We start from the raw sequence: 17,141 nt of genomic DNA, 5'->3' as shown, positions 1-17,141 counted from the left end.
ATGGATGCTACCAGAAAGGACTATAATCTGGAAAAATCCGGAATTTATGAACAAATCACTTTGGTTTTGTGCAAATTCCCATTCGCGGTTCAGCCTAGCTGGAGGTTTACAAGTTCACTAAAGCGTTATAAACGGCTGAAGCAATTAACTCAGTCCTATAGAGAAAGATAAACAGAATTGGTGAGGATATGTACGATGAGAGCGGCTTTTGTGGAAAAAGCAAGTGTGGGCGTGGGTTTGATTGGTACTGGGTATGTGGCAAAATTAAGGGCTGAGACATTTCTTCATGACGAGCGATCGCACTTACTTGCGATTGTCGGTAACACCCCAGAAAAAACAGCATCTTTAGCTTCAAACTACCAAGCAGAAGCGATGAGTTCTTGGCAACAGCTAATAGAGCGCGATGATATAGATTTGGTGGTAATTTGTAATGTAAATCGAGATCATGGAGCGATCGCACGAAAAGCACTGCAAGCTGGCAAACACGTAATTGTCGAATATCCCCTTTCTTTAGATGTAGTCGAAGCAGAAGAACTTGTTGCCTTAGCCAAAGCACAAAATAAACTTCTCCATGTCGAACATATCGAACTTTTAGGCGGTTTGCATTTAGCTTTAAAGCAATACTTACCGCAGCTTGGGGGATTGTTTTATGTGCGCTACAGCACCATAAAGCCGGAACACCCCGCACCGCGTAAATGGACTTTTAACCATAATTTATTCGGTTTTCCCTTAATGGGTGCGTTGTCTAGATTACATCGATTAACCGATTTGTTTGGTGAAGTGAACTTAGTTAACTGCCATCAACGATTTTGGGAAATAGAAACAGAATATTACCAAAGCTGTTTTTGCATTAGTCAACTGTCGTTCAACAGCGGACTTTTAGCGCAAGTAGTTTATGGCAAAGGTGAAACTCTATGGCAAGCAGAACGCAAGTTTGAAGTTCACGGTGAAAATGGCGGATTAATTTTTGAGGGCGATAAAGGAGTTTTAATAGAGAAGGGGAAAACAACGCCGATAGAGGTTGGTACGAAGCGGGGTTTATTTGCCAAAGACACAAACATGGTCTTAGATCGTCTTTTTAACGGCACTCCTTTGTACCTTCGTCCAGAGGCAAGCTTGTACAGTTTAAAGGTTGCTGATGCCGCAAGGCAAGCAGCCGAGACTGGTTTAACTATGTATATGGGAGATAAAAATCTCTAATCCCCACTCCCCACTCCCCACTCCCCACTCCCCACTCCCCAGTTAGATTAAATTTATATGAAAAGCGAAACCATCGTTCTTTTATCTCACAGAGAAATAGACAAAATGCGTCAAGCCGGACGTTTGGCAGCTGAATTACTACACCATCTTGAACCAATGGTCAAGCCGGGAGTTAGCACTTTGCAACTCAATGATGAAGCGGAACGTTGGACGCAGGCACATAAAGCAAAAAGCGCACCTTTGGGTTACAGAGGTTTTCCCAAGTCAATTTGCACCAGTGTAAATGAAGTAGTTTGTCACGGCATACCTAACGCCAAACAAATCCTCAAAGAAGGCGACATTATTAATATTGATGTCACACCACTAGTAGAAGGCTACCACGGCGATACATCGAAAACATTCTTTGTCGGTAGACCATCACCAAAAGCGAAAAAGCTGGTTGAGGTAACACAAGAGTGCCTGAGACTAGGTATTGCTGAGGTTAAGCCAGGGGCACGAGTTGGCGATATTGGTGCGGCAATTCAAGAATATGCGGAAGCGCAAGGCTTTTCTGTAGTGCGAGATTTTGCCGGACATGGTGTAAGTAATGTTTTCCACACTGCACCGGAAATTCTTCATTATGGCACGCGGGGCAAAGGCAAGCGTCTTAGAGCGGGAATGGTTTTTACTATCGAGCCAATGATTAACGAAGGCACTTGGGAAGTTGAGGTTCTCAGCGATAAATGGACAGCTGTCACACGCGATCGCAAACTATCCGCTCAATTTGAGCATACCCTAGCTGTGACTGAAGACGGCGTAGAAATCCTCACTCTACGCGAAGGCGAAACCTAATCTTTCTAACCGTAGTGAGGACTTCAGTCCTCCTCTGGACACAAAAGGACTGAAGTCCTTACTACAAACTCTAAGGTAACTGCAAGTCTAGCTATCTCCAAAAACTTTTGCACTGTGGCAGATGTATCGTTTTGTCGCCAAATTATGGCGATCGCTGTTTTCAAAGTCGCTTCTTGCACAGCTTTATATACTACCCCAGTTCGTTGCAAATTTTGCAGAGATTCTGGGACAATCGCAATACCCAAACCACCTGCGACTAAGCTGACAATTGTTTGCATTTGAATCGCTTCTTGAGTGACGTTGGGACTAAAACCCGCTTGCTGACAAAGACTGATAATTAAATCGTAGAGTCCAGGTGCTAACAAACGCGGAAATAAAATGAAAGGTTCATTTTTAACCGATCGCAAACAAACATTACTATGATTTGCTAACTCATGTGTATCAGGTAATGCTATTATCAACGACTCTTGAAAAATTATTTCAAAGTTCAATGTGTCATCTTCTATAGGTGGACGCACAAACCCCACATCAATTCGACTTTCCCGCAACCATCGTAACTGTTCATTTGTCGTTAATTCGTGCAACTCTAGCCTCACTTCTGGAACGCTGCTACGAAATGTCCGTAAAATATTTGGTAATATATTATACGGTGCAGAGCTAACAAAGCCAATAACCAGTTGTCCCATTTCCCCCCTACTGGTTTGCCTTCCAACTTGAATTGCCTGTTCTAATTGCTTGAATATTTGCTGCACTTCGTCAAGAAAAACTTGTCCAGCTTCAGTTAACTGCACTTTTCGTTTGCTGCGGTGAAATAGTTCAAAGCCTAACTCTGTCTCAAGCTGGCGAATTTGTTGGCTTAAAGGTGGTTGGGCAATATGCAACCTTTCTGCTGCGCGTCCAAAGTGGAGTTCTTCCGCTAAAGTCATAAAGTACCGTAGATGCCGTAGTTCCATTGCACACCATAACTCATATCTTTTAAATATTAATTAAAGCTTAAAAATATATTGGACATAATTAAAAATTTTTTCTATCGTAATGATTAAGCTGTCATCAACCTAGTCAGGACTTAGGCAAAAACTCTCTCAAACTCTCTCAAACTCGGCGTACTCTGCGGTAGCCTTCGGCAACGCCAAGGGCGAACGTTTTTTCCTCATTGTGCGTAGCATACTCTGTAATTTCACTACTTAAAAAGTATCTTTTGATGATAAAAAATAATTGGAATGCTGCCCTTTATGAAGATAAACACGCATTTGTGTGGCAGTATGGCGAAGACTTGCTGCAACTATTAAATCCCAAGCAAAAAGAACGCATTTTAGATTTAGGTTGTGGTACTGGGCAATTAACAGAAAAAATTGCTACATCTGGCTCTGTTGTTATGGGAATTGATAATGCGCCGGCGATGATTTCAAAGGCAAAACAAAACTATCCCCATCTGAGATTTGATGTTGCTGATGCAAGAAACTTTCAAGTAGAACAGCCTTTGGATGCAGTTTTTTCTAACGCAGCGCTGCACTGGATTAAAGAACCAGATGCGGTAATTCGTAGTGTTCATCAAGCCCTGAAACCGGGGGGACGTTTTGTAGCTGAATTTGGTGGTAAGGGAAATGTGCAAGCAATTACCACAGCTTTAGAAACTGCTTTACAAGAGATAGGAATTTCCCAACCTCAAGCACTGAATCCTTGGTATTATCCTAGTATTGGTGAGTATGCGACTCGCTTAGAAAAGCATGGTTTTGATGTCAATTATGCTGTTTTATTTGCGCGTCCTACACCTTTAGCAGATGCAGACGCAGGGATGGCGAATTGGATACAAATGTTTGCAACTGCCTACTTTACAGAACTTTCTCATCAACAACAAATGCAAGTAATTAGTAAAGTTGAAGAAAGCTTAAAATCAACACTTTATCAAGATAAAACTTGGATGGCAGATTACCGCAGAATTCGCATTGTTGCTTTTAAACTTTAGGCTTTGTAACTTGTGGAAATATTATTTTTGTGTACTGCGGCTTTACTCGCTGGAGTTATGAATGGTGTTGCCGGCGGAGGTGGTTTAATCGTCTTTCCGGCACTTTTGTTAGTTGGAGTAGAACCCATTCATGCAAACGCGACAAGTACAGCCGCACTCTGGTTTGGAACAGTTGCAAGTAGCATAGCTTATCGTCGCGAACTTTCAACTAAACGCCAAGAATTATTTTTACTCAGTAGCACCAGCGTTGTTGGCGGAATTTTAGGCTCATATTTATTGTTACATACATCTAGTAAGAATTTTACCGCTTTAATTCCATATTTAATGTTAGTTGCAACACTGTTGTTTGCAGTCAATCGACCAGTGATGAAGTGGTTAAAAGGTAGCAGCAATTTAAAAAGTATTCGCTTGCCAATAATTGTAATTATGTTGTTGCAGTTGGTTATAGCAACTTATGGCGGTTATTTCGGGGGTGGTGCCGGTATTTTGATGTTAGCAGTTTTAAATATTATGGGTATTGAAAATATCCATAAAATGAATGCCTTTAAAAGTTGGTTAGCGACTTGTATAAATGCTGTAGCGATCGCTTATTTTATTTTCGCTGATAAAATTGTTTGGTTTGAGGCGATTCTGATGGCAATTGCGGCTGTAATTGGTGGTTATGCAAGTGCTGATATTGCCCGCAAACTTCCTCCCTCTTTAGTGCAGTATTTTATTACTGGTGTAGGTTTGAGTATGACTGTGTACTTTTTTATGAATAAATAAAACTCGGCAAATTTGAGATAAATTACATAAATATTTATTTGATATTATCTCTGTTGAATTAATAGTAATAAAAACATTAAAATAGTCGTAGAGACGTGACGCCGGAACGTCTCTACAATATGTGAATATTATTCTCTCGTTACTGGGCAAAGCAATGATTTTCTCCATTACCCATTACCCATTACCAATTACCAATTACCAACTATATATTATGCAATTCCAACTAACTTTGCGCTTAAATCCCACAGCTTTTTAGCTTTGTTATCATCGCTAGCTTCGTTAGAAACTTCTTGCACAAAAGATTTACGACCTTCTTTCTGTCTATTTCCCCAACTCCAATACATACCGGATTTATTGTATTCCGGATTGGCGACAACTTCGGCAACGCGATCGCCTGCCAACTCTTCAGACACAAATCCCCCAGTAATATTCTTCTGAAAGAGTGGAAAGATTTTCTGAAACAGCGGATAGTGATTGCGAAACAAAGCCGTAGTTGCCACACACCCCGGATACAAAGAACTGAAAACAATATTAGTTGACTCGTGGTAACGCCGATGCAATTCCCGCATAGTCAAGACATTGCAAAGTTTGCTATCTTTGTAAGCTTTGCCCGGTTTGAACTTCTTGCCGTTAATCATGGAAATCGGCGCTTTAAAGCCTGCCTCAAAGCCTTGAAGTTCTCCCAAATCTGGAGGTGCTGGAATCGGAATCTTGCCTCCTAATTCTTTCGGATTTGCCGTCACAGTTCCTAAAATAATTAATCTTGGCTGTGAAGCTGAAGATTTTTTCAAATCCTCAAGCATCAAATTACACAAGAGAAAATGTCCTAAATGATTTGTGGCAACGCTCAACTCATATCCATCTTCGCTGTACAACGGCTCTTTTAATAAAGGCATATACACAGCAGCGTTGCACACCAAAGCATCCAAAGACTTGCCGCTTTCTCTGAAGTTTTTCACAAACTGTCGTACACTTTCTAAGCTGGCTAAGTCGAGATGCATGATTGTGTAGCTGTCTTGCGGCATTCCTAAGGTTTGGGCAGCTTTTTGGGTCTTCGGGATATCCCGACATGCCATGACCACATGCCATTGCCCAGTTTGAGCAAGCGCTCTTGCAGCTTGCAAACCAACTCCTGAGGATGCACCGGTAATTACAACCGTTGACTGCCCATGTTGTTGCATTCTCTTTAGACTCCCTTGACCGTCCTTAACTATCTTCAGGATCTCACATTTGGAACGTTAGTAGAGACGTTCCACTCCTTACGTCTCTACATCTGGAAATGGCGGAACGTCTCTACATCTGGGGCGGAACGATGCGTTTTTGGCAATTTGCTGAGTGCTTTTACAAACATATTTTTTCTACTTATGCTATCTTGATTGGAAATCTCAAAGAAATATCATACTAAGGGAAGATGCCAGGTCTATGAAAATAATCCTCAACCTAGAAGCGGAATTATATTTTCAGCAAGGATTGCGCCAAAACAAAGCAGAAAAGTTTTCTGAGGCGATCGCTAATTTCGACAAAGCGCTTAAATGTAAGTCAGATTATCCGGAAGCTTTATCGCAAAAAGGCTTTGCCCTAGGTTGCTTGGGTCGTCACATGGATGCGATCGCTTGTTTTGACTTAACGCTCTTATTACGCGCAGACGCTTGCTGGGTTTGGCACAACCGCGCTATTGCTTTAGGAAAGTTAGAACGTCACGATGAAGCTCTCAATAGCTTCGACCGCGCTCTTGAGTTTAACTTCAATTCCCCCACTATTTGGCACAATCGCGGTATTACCTTGTGCGATTTGGGACATTATGAAAAGGCAATTATCAGCTTTGAGCGCACTATAAACTTGCAACCAGATGCTTATTGGGCATGGAACAATAAAGGTAATGCCCTTAAACAGCTAGGACGCTATGAAGAAGCTGTTAACAGCTACGATCGCGCTATTGAATTTGACCCCAACAACGTCATGGCTTGGCATAATCGAGGCGCAAGTTTGAGCAACTGGGGACGTTATGAAAAAGCGATCGTCAGCTTTGACCGCGCCTTAGCAATTCAACCAGATTATTATAAAGCTTGGTTACACAAAGGCATAACTTGGGAAAAATTACAGCATTACTCTGAGGCGATCGCTTCTTACAATCGCGCCCTACAATTGCAACCAAACGATCACGTCATCTTATATAACAAAGCCCGCTGTTATGCCTTACAAAACAACATTGAAGCAGCTATTGAGAACTTACAACAAGCAATTATTCTTTGTCCAGAACAATATCTGCAAATGATTCCAACTCACTCAGATTTTGACAAAATCCGTGAAGATGGACGCTTTCAGGCTTTGATTCAACAACCAAATCATTAAGGAAAAGGGGAAAGGGGAAAGGGGAAAGGGAAAAGGGTTTTTGAAGAGGGGAAAAGGGGAAAGGGAAAAGGGGAAATTACCGCGTTCCCAATTACCGCGTTCCCAATTACCGCGTTCCCAATTACCAATTACCCATTACCAATGCCCAATGCCCAACCCATCAGGGAGCAACTAAAACCTCTAAACTAGCCCAACGTTCACGCAGTATTCCTGCGAGTACACGTAAACCCCAAACTTCACTACGACGGTGCCCAATAGCGATCGCTGCAATTTTAGTTTCCTGCATCGCTTCTTCGGCTGGCTGTCGCAATTGTCCTGTTATATAAACTTCAGCACCTCTATCTGCTGCTTCACGTACCAGCAAGTCTGTCATTGCGCCAACAACAGCAATTCGTGATACTTCACTCTGTTCTGCCGCCAGTATTTGCTCGTATCCTCCAAAGACTTGATTGATACAATTACATAGATTATTAAAATTTTGCTTCGGTATCTCTCCAATCATGCCGATCGCTCGCGAATCTTTTTTTCCCAAAACTTCTAGAGAAGAAATTCCCAAAACTTCCGCCAAGCGAGAATTGTAACTCAACGTCAAATACTCATCAAATGGTAGATGATAAGCAATTACCCCGACATCTGGTGTAAGTTGTTGTGGTTGAAGTTTCCAGGGTCGATGTAAGAATAGCGCATCTAGAGAGTGCGCGATCGCCCATTTCGATAAATCTGTCTTAGGTTCTAACGCCAAACCCAAACGTTTAATACTACGGGATGATGGCAAATATACACCACCTCTTTCAGCTTCGGTGTAACGTTCAACCGCAAACAAGCGATCGAGAAATTCTGCTATTTCTGATAAATAAATCAACTGTTGCATAATCCTGGTATTGTAGAGACGTTCCACACCGAACGTCTCTACGATATGTTAATTTATCGATGTTAATTGTCAAATCATCTTGCTAGTAGAAAAATGGCGCAGCAACAGCAAATTACCATCATCGATTATCGTCAAGCAGATGCATCGAATCTAATTTTGCCCAAATCGCCAATTGTTTCTAGCAAAAACGCTCAGTGGAGTGATATTCATTTTGAACTGCAACAACAGCCGACACACGATACTACAGAACATCTTCACTGCTTGCATATTTTGACATACATTTGCTCGCCAACGCCTTTGGAACAGTGGATTGATGGAAAGTTACAGCAGTTAGTGCATGGTAATACCTTCATTTTGCCAGCTGGAGTGCTGCACCGCTGTCAATGGTTAAAGGATATTGAGTTTATGTTTGTGGGAATTGAACCAAGCTTGTTTAACAAGGTGGGACAAGAGTTGGTGAAAAGCGATCACATTGAACTTAAGCCTCATTTTGCCACATTGCAAGACCCACTAATTCAAGGCATTCTTTCAGCATTTAAAGATGAGCTAGTTTCTGGTGGTATCGCTGGTAACTTATTTATCGAGCAACTAAAAACAACATTGATAACGCATTTGCTGAGAAAATATTCTGTTTTCACTCCTCAGATTTCTACTTCTTCAGATGGATTGCCAAAATACAAATTACAGAAAGTAATTGAATATATCAACGCTCATCTTCAGTATAATTTGAGACTAGCAGAAATTGCCGCGATCGCTCAATTAAGTGAATTTTACTTTTGTCGTCTTTTCAAGCAATCAATGAATATGTCTGTACATCAATATGTGATTCAGCAGCGAGTTGAGCGAGCTAAACAACTGCTATTACAAGGACAAATGCCAATAATTGATATTGCTTTAGCTTGCGGCTTTGCGAACCAAAGTCATCTTAACCTACATTTTAAACGCCTTACCGGTGTCACCCCAAAAACCGTTCTAGAAAATCGCTACAAGCCAGACAACACTTTACACACAACTTAATAATTTTTAAAGGTAGCTAAAAGAGTATAGGATTAATAATTAACAATATTCCTATCAACTAGCAACGAATTTGCACCAAACATGAATAACTCTGAGTTTCATGACGAAATTACTTTAGCAGAACAAGCAGAAGCTTTAGGAAAAAAAGCTTTGAAATTGAGACTAATCTCTAGCTTTGTTGTGCATCACTTTCCTGATAGTTGGGAATTTTACATTCCCGACGAGAGTAAGTCTCAAGCACTAAGCCCAGAAGAAGCGTATTTACAATTAAAGAATCTACTGGAAAAATCTAGTGGATAGCTATCCAAATCTACTATTGTGAAAAACAATATCCCCGACAAGTTCTGCGAAGTCGGGGATATGAAACTAGATATTTTCACCAAACAAAAAGTTATATCATACTGTGGCAGACACTCTTGCAGTAGTGGCAATGACACAGCACAATATAGATTATTTTAGTAAGATACTTCACAAAAAGCAGCATTGGATAGGAAAAGCGATTCTCCGTTCTTTTTTCGGAGTTATATCCAGTGTAGCAATTACAACACCTGCACTAGGAGCCGATCGCATTGATTTTTATTACCCTCCATTTGGTGACTTTTCCATCTCCACCAATGATTTAGAACTGTTTGCTAAACAAGGTAAAATTACTTCCGACTTTGCCTTTTATACTCGACGTGCTAAACCAGAACAATTAGCACAACTACGAGAATTTCTCCAAACCAAATTTAATACTAGCCCCACCTTAGTATCACAGTTTACCTATTCCCCCATAGGCGAAAAAATACTGCAACGTTTGGGAGAATTAGTGCAAGTGGAAACTAGACAAAATGGTTTTTACGCTTTACGTTCTGCACTTATTTTATCTGCTGCTGACTCAGAAGGTTTAACATTAGTTAATATCATACGTCGATATCCTAGCCCTAGTATTCGTTTGAACTTTTCGGAAACGGTAAATACATTTGGGCAATTATCAGATTTACTGAAAAAAAGAGATGCAGTAGTTGCGGCATTACAACAAATAGCAGATAAAGATACAACACAAGCGCAAATTGATTTTTCGCAACAACCAGATATTCGACTTCCAGGTGATTTTAATTACCAAAAATTCACTTTAAATTTGCGCGAGCGATCGCGTGATGGACAATCTGGATCTATCTTAGAACGCAAGTATGACGCAGATTTATATTTACCTCAATCACGGCAGAATAAAACAGCTAGCTTTTCTTCACCTTTCCCCGTAATTGTAATTTCTCACGGCTTGGCAGAAGACCGCAATACATTTGTCTATTTAGCTAAACATTTAGTATCCTATGGCTTTGCAATTGCGGTCATTGAACACCCAGAAACTAACTCTAAGGAGTTTCAACAATTCTTATCAGGATTTGCAGGTCCCCCACAAGCAACAGAATTAATTAACCGTCCGTTAGATGTAAAATACTTATTAGATGAACTTCAACGCCTTAACGATTCTGATGTTAATCTCAAAAGTAAATTAAATCTTCAAAAAGTAGGAGTAATCGGACATTCTTTAGGCGGATATACTGCTTTAGCATTAGCAGGTGCAACAATAAATTTTCCGCAAGTCCGTAAAGATTGTAGTCCCAACCGTTCGTTAAATTTATCAGTTTTCTTACAGTGTGCAGCGTTGGAAGTACAACCAGCTATTTATCCGATTAAAGATGAGCGGGTAAAAGCAATTTTGGCATTTAATCCTTTGGGTAGTACAATTTTTGGATCTAAAGGAGTAAGTCAAATTAAAATTCCCACAATGTTATTAGCTGGTAGTCAAGATATTTTTACCCCAGCCGTACCAGAACAGATTTTTCCTTTTACCAGGCTACCAAATCCAGATAAATATTTAGCATTAATTGAAAATGGTACTCACTTCACAGTGGAAACAGATCCACCTCCCAGTCAAAGAGTGATACCTGTACCAAATGGATTACTTGGTCCTAATCGCACACCAGCTTACTCTTATGTCAAAGCTCTCAGTGTGGCTTTTTTTGAAACTCATCTTGTCAACAAAGCGAATTATCGTCCTTATTTAAGTGAATCTTATGCCAAGTTTATCAGTAAAGCGCCTTTAAACCTGAGTTTAATCAACTCTTCTAGCTCTGAAGAGATAGCACAGTTATTAAGTAAGCTTTATCCGCAGTTTGCCACTTCCAAAGAATTAAAAATAAAAGAAAATAGCAAGAACTTACAAAAACCAGCAAGAATCTGAAATACTATAGCCTTCAGCACATTTTATTCTGAAGGTGAAAATCTTTCTTCTTCCCCATTCCCTATATAAAAATGAACAAAATGCGTGCCGTTGTTGTCGATCCAAATGTTACAGGACGCTTGACAATTAGTGAAGTTGATGCACCTGTACCCACCCCATCTCAAGCACTAATAAAAGTTGCTGCAATTTCTCTCAACCGAGGTGAGGTTAAACGTAGCACCACGGCAGAAGCTGGTTGGCAGCCGGGTTGGGACTTAGCAGGGACAGTTGAAGTAGCGGCAGCGGATGGTTCTAGTCCTCCGTCTGGAACTCGTGTAGTTGGGTTCGTAAAAGAAGGTGCTTGGGCGGAATTCGTAGCAGTTCCTACTAACTCTCTAGCAGAATTACCGTCATCAGTCTCATTTGCTCAAGCAGCGACTTTACCCGTCGCCGGTTTGACAGCAATGCACGCTTTAGCGCGTGGTGGTTCTTTGTTAGGACGCTCGGTTTTAATTACAGGGGCATCCGGTGGAGTCGGTATGATCGCGTGTCAATTGGCAAACCACTCAGGAGCGCACGTAGTTGCACACATTCGTAAAGCAGAATTAGAAAAGCTGGTGAAAGAATCGGGAGCGCAAGATGTAGTTATTGGTGAAGACCTGACATCCGCAACTCAGTATGCACCCTACGATTTAATTTTAGAATCCGTTGGCGGAAAGATACTTTCAGCCGCTCTAGGTTTATTAGCACCTGATGGAACATGCGTTCTATTTGGCACATCCGAACAGCATGAAATTACATTTGACGCTAGGCGCTTTTACGGTACAGGTGGCGCTAGTTTGTACGGTCTGATTTTATTCCACGAGTTAAAAAGCGAACCTGCATCAATTGGTTTAGCACGGCTGGCGCGACTAGTAGCAGATAATCACTTGCGTCCCCCCATCGATTTAGAAGCATCTTGGATGCAAGTAGCAGATTTAGCACAACAACTCTTAGATAGGCGCTTTACTGGCAAAGCAGTTTTGCACATTTCGGATTGAACAAACATTTGGGGAAAAGACTGTATAAATTAAATATAACCTCTATGTACCTTGGCGTTTCCATATTCAATTTCAGGAGAATTTATGGCTGGTAAATTAGACGGTAAAGTTGCAATTGTCACTGGTGGTAGTTCCGGGATTGGTCGAGCAACAGCAGTTACTTTTGCCAAAGAAGGCGCGAAAGTTGTCATTGCAGCTCGTCGCACCGAAGAAGGTGAAGAAACTGTGCGCTTAGTCAAAGAAGCCGGAAGTGAAGCTTTATTTATACAAACAGATGTCACTAACGCAGCACAAATTGAAGCATTAGTCAAGAAAACAGTAGAAATTTATGGTCGTTTGGATTGTGCTTTTAACAACGCAGGTTTTGGGAAACCGATTCCGTTAACTGAAAGAACCGAAGAAGACTGGGATTCTGAGATTGATGTCAATTTGAAAGGGGTTTGGCTTTGTTTAAAGTATGAAATTCCGGCGATGCTGAAAACAGGTGGGGGAGCGATCGTTAATATGGCATCTATGGGCGGTACTGTTATCGCTGCACCCGGTCTTTCTGCCTACAGTGCAGCCAAAGGCGGAGTTGTTGGGCTAACTCGTTCAGCTGCACTAGAATATGCTAGCCAGGGAATTCGTATTAATGCAGTAAGTCCCGGTCTTATTTCGACTGATATTTTGGCAAATTTTCGAGAAGAAGTCCTTCAGGAAATGACAGCAACTATTCCCCTCAAGCGGTTAGGGGAAGCTGAAGAAGTTGCAGAAGCCGTTGTCTTTTTATGTTCAAACGCAGCTTCTTACATTACAGGACAAAACTTAGTAATTGATGGCGGCTATACCGTACAGTAGCAAGTAACACTGTTGGGTAGGCGTAATTTGTAGTGAGGACTGAAGTCCTCAACTAAGCTGACTGCGAACCAATCAAAACTGATGTTAGAAATTCTGGCAAACGCTGCCGCCAAAAATGCAACTATCTTCGAGTATGGCTGCAAATCGGCAAGCTCAAACCTGTAATTGATCGTATTTTCTCCTTGGATAATATTACTGAAGCTCATCGCTACATAAAGTCCAATCAGCAGAACGGCACGGCAGATGCCTCAACGGAACGGCAGTCGCAGATAGCGCGCTTAACCCGCGCAACGCGCTGCCGTATGTGTACCTCCGCACGGCACTGGCTCAAGATTGTTGTAAACGTTCAATAAAATTAGGGCAATTCACAGCATAGTATAGTTATGAAAGCAGCATTGTGCAAATCTTGGGGAGAACCAGCAAGCCTTGTGCTAGAAGACGTGCCAAATGTTCCCCTGACAGAAGGTGAAGTGCGAATTGCAGTACACGCAGCAGGTATCAATCCTGCCGATATCCTTGCAATTGCAGGTAAATTCCAACTTCCGCCAACATTACCTTTTAGTCCGGGATTTGAGGCAGCAGGTGAGGTGATAGAAAGTAATAGCAGCGATGTGAAAGTGGGTAGCCGCGTACTTGCCGTATTGCCTTATTTCAAGGATGGTAATCCTCATTTTGGTGCTTTTGCCCAAGAGCTTGTCGCTTTGGCTACCAACGTTTTAGCGATTCCCGACAATATTGATTTTTCGGAAGCAGCGGCGTTACCTGTTATCTATGGCACAGCACACATAGCATTGGGGTATCGCGCCCAATTACAACCAGGAGAGACATTGTTAGTTACCGGTGGCACCGGCGGTACTGGTTCTGCTGCTATCCAAGTAGGTAAAAAGATGGGTGCAACAGTTATCGCCACGACTAGCGGTGCCCAAAAGCTGAAAGTGCTTCAGGATATGGGGGCACATGCGATAGATTACAAAACTGAAAACGTCGCCGAAAAAGTCCTAGAAATTACTGATGGCAAGGGAGCAAATGTAATATTTGAAACCGTTGGCGGTGATTTATTTGCGGCAACGACGCAGTGCATTGCCTTTGAAGGGCGGATTTTGCCGATTGGTGCAGCTAGCGGCAAAATACCGGAAGTCAGTATCCTCGTGCCACTGGTGAAAAACTGCTCGATTGTGGGTACAGACTTTGCAGCATATACGCTCCGCGATATTGAAAGGGTGCGGAATTCACTGAGAGAAATTTTGAGTTGGTATAACGAAGGTTTTATCAAGCCAGTTCCACCGCGAACAATGCCTTTAGAAAAAGCTGCTGAGGCATTGGCGGCAGTTGCTAACGCTCAAGCAGGTGGTAAGTTAGTGCTGAATATGAAGTGATAAAAAAGATTGGGAATAGGTAATAGGTAATTGGGAATAGGTAATAGGTAATTGGTAATTATTTTTATTCCCCATTACCCATTCCCCATTACCCATTCCCCATTCCCCATTCCCCAAAAAGGAGATTGTCATGCAGTTTTTAGTCATAGCGCGGGTAGCTGAAGGTACACCAATGGAGAAGGTATTACCTCTAGTAAAAGATGAAGCGGCGAAGGTTTGGGAGTACTACGCCGCAGGTTTAGTACGTTCTATATATTACATTGCTGATATGAGTGGCGCCGTCTTACTTTGTGAGGCAAACAGCTTAGAAGAACTAACAGAGGCTGTTAACAAGTTCCCAATGAAGCAAGCAAAAGCTTTGAACTTTGAAATTTTGCCGTTGCAGCCATATACGGGAATTGGGGAATTATTTGCTCACTGACAGCGCATCCTTGACAGATGTTGGACAACAGATGCCATTCAAAGATGCAGCGCGATCGCGCTTCTTTCTGCTTTAATAATCTGTAGGAATGAGTGCAAAACTAAAGTCTTGTAGGGGCAATTCATGAATTGCCCCTAGGTCAATTCAATGGTGACGACGAAGGAAGTGCGTAAGTCCTAAATCTGGTAGAAAACAGAAAAATTGTTTTGATTTTCTATTGCGCCGATCCACTAATCGTAGTAGATGCCGAGTCTTCTAGAATTTAGAACTTCTACGGGTCTAGCCTTTAGCCTGGTAGTTTTCCCATCCCAAGGATACATTAGGTCGTAGAGATTGTGTCCCTCTGGTCCGTCACCAGTGGGTAGATATCCTTGGCTTGGGTTCTTTTCTTGCCATATTGCCCAGAGCCGATCTACGTTGCAATGATGCAGCCAAAAAACTGGATCGTTTGGCGAAATATTCACATTTGACATATCTCCCCCGATCCATGTATGAGCTTGGTTGTGTAATTCAACAGCTAATGTTCCGTCTGGATTAATAATAAGCGATCCGTCTGGATTAATTGATCCGCCCGGAGGGAGGAAGCCTTCAAGCCGATTGCGATGGCTGGGACTGCTATCTATGTTCCATGGTTCTTGATCGTAAGGAGTTTCCTCAATCGCAGTCTGCACATTTGTTCGAGTTGGTAGTCCTTTACTGAATTTACCAAACTCGCGTTGTAAGCCTCCCTTAGGATTGCCATCCACATTAATGGTTATCCATTGATCGGTTGCAAATGGACCAGTCTTAACTAAGTTATTATCCTCAGGGTCACCATTACCTCCCATAAAGTCATCATCCCAAAGTGGTGAATTGAAAGGATCGTCAGCATCTTGCGTCCAGTCCCAGTAGGGAATTGTCACACCAGGCACTCTTTTTTGTAGTTGCCGTTCAAATCTGTAAAGATAATAGCGATGCCAAGGAAGAAACGCCGGACCCACGTGAGCAGCATTACGGAAATGCCTGGGATCGCTTGGGTCTTCGTGTGCGGTTGCTAAAGTATGCCAAAGCACATACTCATCGTAAATGCTACGGTCCGTAGTACGACTAATACTAGCTTTGACTGCTTTGACTGCCGAAATGTAGTTTTGTTTTTCAGTGCTACTCAGATACCTGAAATTTTTTCTAATATTCTTCATCTTCCACCTCAATTTTTTGCTGGCGAGTTTTTTCAATTCCTTAAATGCTTACGCCAATAATTTTCAATCAACATTAGGATCTAGCTTTACCTCACCAATAGGAAACTTTATTCCCTGGTCTATTAACCTTCTCGCTATTTCATGGGGCGAGTTAAACTCCCCAAATAAAACAGGTGTCATATATTTGTCTGTTTTCTTATTTCTGATAATTCTAATTTGTTTGTCATCAAGAAATAGCTGTTTTGATGTGTCAAATGTATTATCTATATTTCCAGTCGGATCTTGCGTTTGATTGGTGACGATCCTATATTTTCTACCTTTGTATACTTCCTCAGAAATCTCTTGAGCTTCAGCTTTACTAACGAATAAGTTGCCAAGGAATGGAACACTTCCCGCTACTACGGTTCCAATACCCACGAAGCTGATTAGGTTTAAAAATTGACGACGAGAAAAACTAGAAAACATGATTTTTACTGAATACAACTCACTAATTTTTTATTGACATCAAGTGAAAATTTAGTTGTCTAAAGGCAACTGTAATTTTCAACTGCTAGTAGTTAAGTGGAGTTTAGTCAAATTTATTTAGATACGCGATCGCACTCTTTTTGTTTAGAAACTCCACATCAGTGGTATCAATCCTCATAAATCTATAGTATCCATACCGAAAATTCCTGGTGATGTCAATGACAACCGAATACAAACATAAATTTGATATCGATATTTCTCAATTCACCAAGGCAACGCATTTTTCAATGCGCTGGAATTATCTTTTGTTAGCGCTTTTTTTGAAAAGCCACTTTTAACAATACAGTTATTTAATTGATAAAGCAAGACTCTTTAAGTAGGTTTACGTATTGATTTATAGAGAATTAATACTAATATCAGAAGTGCCAAAAAAAGTGTAATTTTATTTTTAGGACTTTTTGAGATTTTTTTCGGAATTTTAACCGACATTCCGCAGGTGCGATCGCGCTGCATCGCAGTACCCCTACACTAAAACGCCGACATTACCGGACAGCCTTGTATTAAAGATCCTCAAAACTCCACGACTATTTCAGCTATATGGCTGTCCGGTTTTGTC

The 17,141-nt window shown here is 41.4% G+C and carries 19 protein-coding genes; 14 read left to right on the top strand and 5 right to left on the bottom strand.

Going from position 1 to position 17,141, the window contains the following annotated elements; all coding sequences use genetic code 11:
• The first annotated feature begins 195 nt into the window (after positions 1-195).
• On the top strand, positions 196-1,200 hold the full coding sequence (locus PI95_RS12810) for a Gfo/Idh/MocA family protein (protein WP_201280426.1): 1,005 nt from the start codon (positions 196-198) through the stop codon (positions 1,198-1,200).
• 57 nt (positions 1,201-1,257) lie between these two features.
• Positions 1,258-2,031 (top strand): type I methionyl aminopeptidase, encoded by a 774-nt coding sequence (gene map / locus PI95_RS12805; RefSeq protein ID WP_039742957.1) that lies wholly within the window; start codon positions 1,258-1,260, stop codon positions 2,029-2,031.
• A gap of 23 nt (positions 2,032-2,054) precedes the next feature.
• Here the strand turns inward: map and PI95_RS12800 are convergent, their stop codons facing one another.
• Positions 2,055-2,984, bottom strand: coding sequence for a LysR family transcriptional regulator (locus PI95_RS12800; protein ID WP_052324875.1), 930 nt, complete (start codon positions 2,982-2,984; stop codon positions 2,055-2,057).
• A gap of 248 nt (positions 2,985-3,232) precedes the next feature.
• Between PI95_RS12800 and PI95_RS12795 the strand changes: the two genes are divergently transcribed.
• Both PI95_RS12795 and PI95_RS12790 read left to right on the top strand, forming a co-directional pair.
• Positions 3,233-3,997, top strand: a complete 765-nt coding sequence (locus PI95_RS12795; protein ID WP_039742958.1) for a class I SAM-dependent methyltransferase — start codon at positions 3,233-3,235, stop codon at positions 3,995-3,997.
• Between the two features lie 12 nt (positions 3,998-4,009).
• Positions 4,010-4,762 (top strand): TSUP family transporter, encoded by a 753-nt coding sequence (locus PI95_RS12790; RefSeq protein ID WP_039742960.1) that lies wholly within the window; start codon positions 4,010-4,012, stop codon positions 4,760-4,762.
• Between the two features lie 209 nt (positions 4,763-4,971).
• On the opposite strand, the gene PI95_RS12785 is transcribed toward PI95_RS12790, so the two are convergent.
• A complete protein-coding gene (locus PI95_RS12785; RefSeq protein WP_039742962.1) occupies positions 4,972-5,943 on the bottom strand; it encodes a protochlorophyllide reductase in 972 nt (323 codons plus the stop codon).
• Between the two features lie 241 nt (positions 5,944-6,184).
• On the opposite strand from PI95_RS12785, the gene PI95_RS12780 reads away from it, so the two are divergent.
• The gene (locus PI95_RS12780; protein WP_039742964.1) at positions 6,185-7,114 is read left to right on the top strand and encodes a tetratricopeptide repeat protein; all 930 of its coding nucleotides are present in this window, start codon (positions 6,185-6,187) and stop codon (positions 7,112-7,114) included.
• A 40-nt stretch (positions 7,115-7,154) separates the two neighbouring features.
• Positions 7,155-7,289 (top strand): hypothetical protein, encoded by a 135-nt coding sequence (locus tag PI95_RS36770; RefSeq protein WP_268896762.1) that lies wholly within the window; start codon positions 7,155-7,157, stop codon positions 7,287-7,289.
• Here the strand turns inward: PI95_RS36770 and PI95_RS12775 are convergent.
• A complete protein-coding gene (locus tag PI95_RS12775; protein WP_336507208.1) occupies positions 7,275-8,012 on the bottom strand; it encodes a Nif3-like dinuclear metal center hexameric protein in 738 nt (245 codons plus the stop codon). The two genes, PI95_RS36770 and PI95_RS12775, sit on opposite strands and share 15 nt — an antisense overlap.
• Positions 8,013-8,078: 66 nt before the next feature.
• Here PI95_RS12775 and PI95_RS12770 point away from each other — a divergent pair, with 66 nt between their 5' ends.
• The 8 genes from PI95_RS12770 (at position 8,079) to PI95_RS12735 (ending at position 14,882) form a co-directional block, all read left to right on the top strand.
• Positions 8,079-9,002, top strand: a complete 924-nt coding sequence (locus PI95_RS12770) for a helix-turn-helix domain-containing protein (RefSeq protein WP_039742970.1) — start codon at positions 8,079-8,081, stop codon at positions 9,000-9,002.
• Between the two features lie 81 nt (positions 9,003-9,083).
• Positions 9,084-9,302 (top strand): hypothetical protein, encoded by a 219-nt coding sequence (locus tag PI95_RS12765; RefSeq protein ID WP_039742972.1) that lies wholly within the window; start codon positions 9,084-9,086, stop codon positions 9,300-9,302.
• Between the two features lie 130 nt (positions 9,303-9,432).
• Positions 9,433-11,229, top strand: coding sequence for an alpha/beta hydrolase (locus PI95_RS12760; RefSeq protein ID WP_163518849.1), 1,797 nt, complete (start codon positions 9,433-9,435; stop codon positions 11,227-11,229).
• Positions 11,230-11,300: 71 nt separating this feature from the next.
• Positions 11,301-12,248, top strand: a complete 948-nt coding sequence (locus tag PI95_RS12755) for a zinc-binding dehydrogenase (protein WP_039742975.1) — start codon at positions 11,301-11,303, stop codon at positions 12,246-12,248.
• An 84-nt stretch (positions 12,249-12,332) separates the two neighbouring features.
• Complete coding sequence (locus tag PI95_RS12750; protein ID WP_039742976.1) at positions 12,333-13,085, top strand: SDR family oxidoreductase; 753 nt, start codon at positions 12,333-12,335, stop codon at positions 13,083-13,085.
• A gap of 71 nt (positions 13,086-13,156) precedes the next feature.
• The gene (locus PI95_RS37490; protein WP_163518855.1) at positions 13,157-13,438 is read left to right on the top strand and encodes a zinc-binding dehydrogenase; all 282 of its coding nucleotides are present in this window, start codon (positions 13,157-13,159) and stop codon (positions 13,436-13,438) included.
• 30 nt (positions 13,439-13,468) lie between these two features.
• Positions 13,469-14,461 (top strand): NADPH:quinone oxidoreductase family protein, encoded by a 993-nt coding sequence (locus PI95_RS12740; protein WP_039742978.1) that lies wholly within the window; start codon positions 13,469-13,471, stop codon positions 14,459-14,461.
• A gap of 130 nt (positions 14,462-14,591) precedes the next feature.
• Complete coding sequence (locus tag PI95_RS12735) at positions 14,592-14,882, top strand: muconolactone Delta-isomerase family protein (protein WP_039742980.1); 291 nt, start codon at positions 14,592-14,594, stop codon at positions 14,880-14,882.
• Between the two features lie 230 nt (positions 14,883-15,112).
• Here PI95_RS12735 and PI95_RS12730 read toward each other — a convergent pair whose 3' ends face one another.
• A complete protein-coding gene (locus PI95_RS12730; RefSeq protein WP_039742983.1) occupies positions 15,113-16,060 on the bottom strand; it encodes a tyrosinase family protein in 948 nt (315 codons plus the stop codon).
• A 63-nt stretch (positions 16,061-16,123) separates the two neighbouring features.
• Entirely contained in the window at positions 16,124-16,525 is a 402-nt protein-coding gene (locus PI95_RS12725) for a hypothetical protein (protein WP_039742986.1), read from the bottom strand.
• Between the last annotated feature and the right edge of the window lie 616 nt (positions 16,526-17,141).

Origin of the sequence: Hassallia byssoidea VB512170 (assembly GCF_000817785.2) — a bacterium.
Lineage (GTDB): Bacteria > Cyanobacteriota > Cyanobacteriia > Cyanobacteriales > Nostocaceae > Hassallia > Hassallia carrinoi.
The sequence above is the reverse complement of the archived record's forward strand: the minus strand, read 5'-3'. Positions and strand labels throughout refer to the sequence as shown.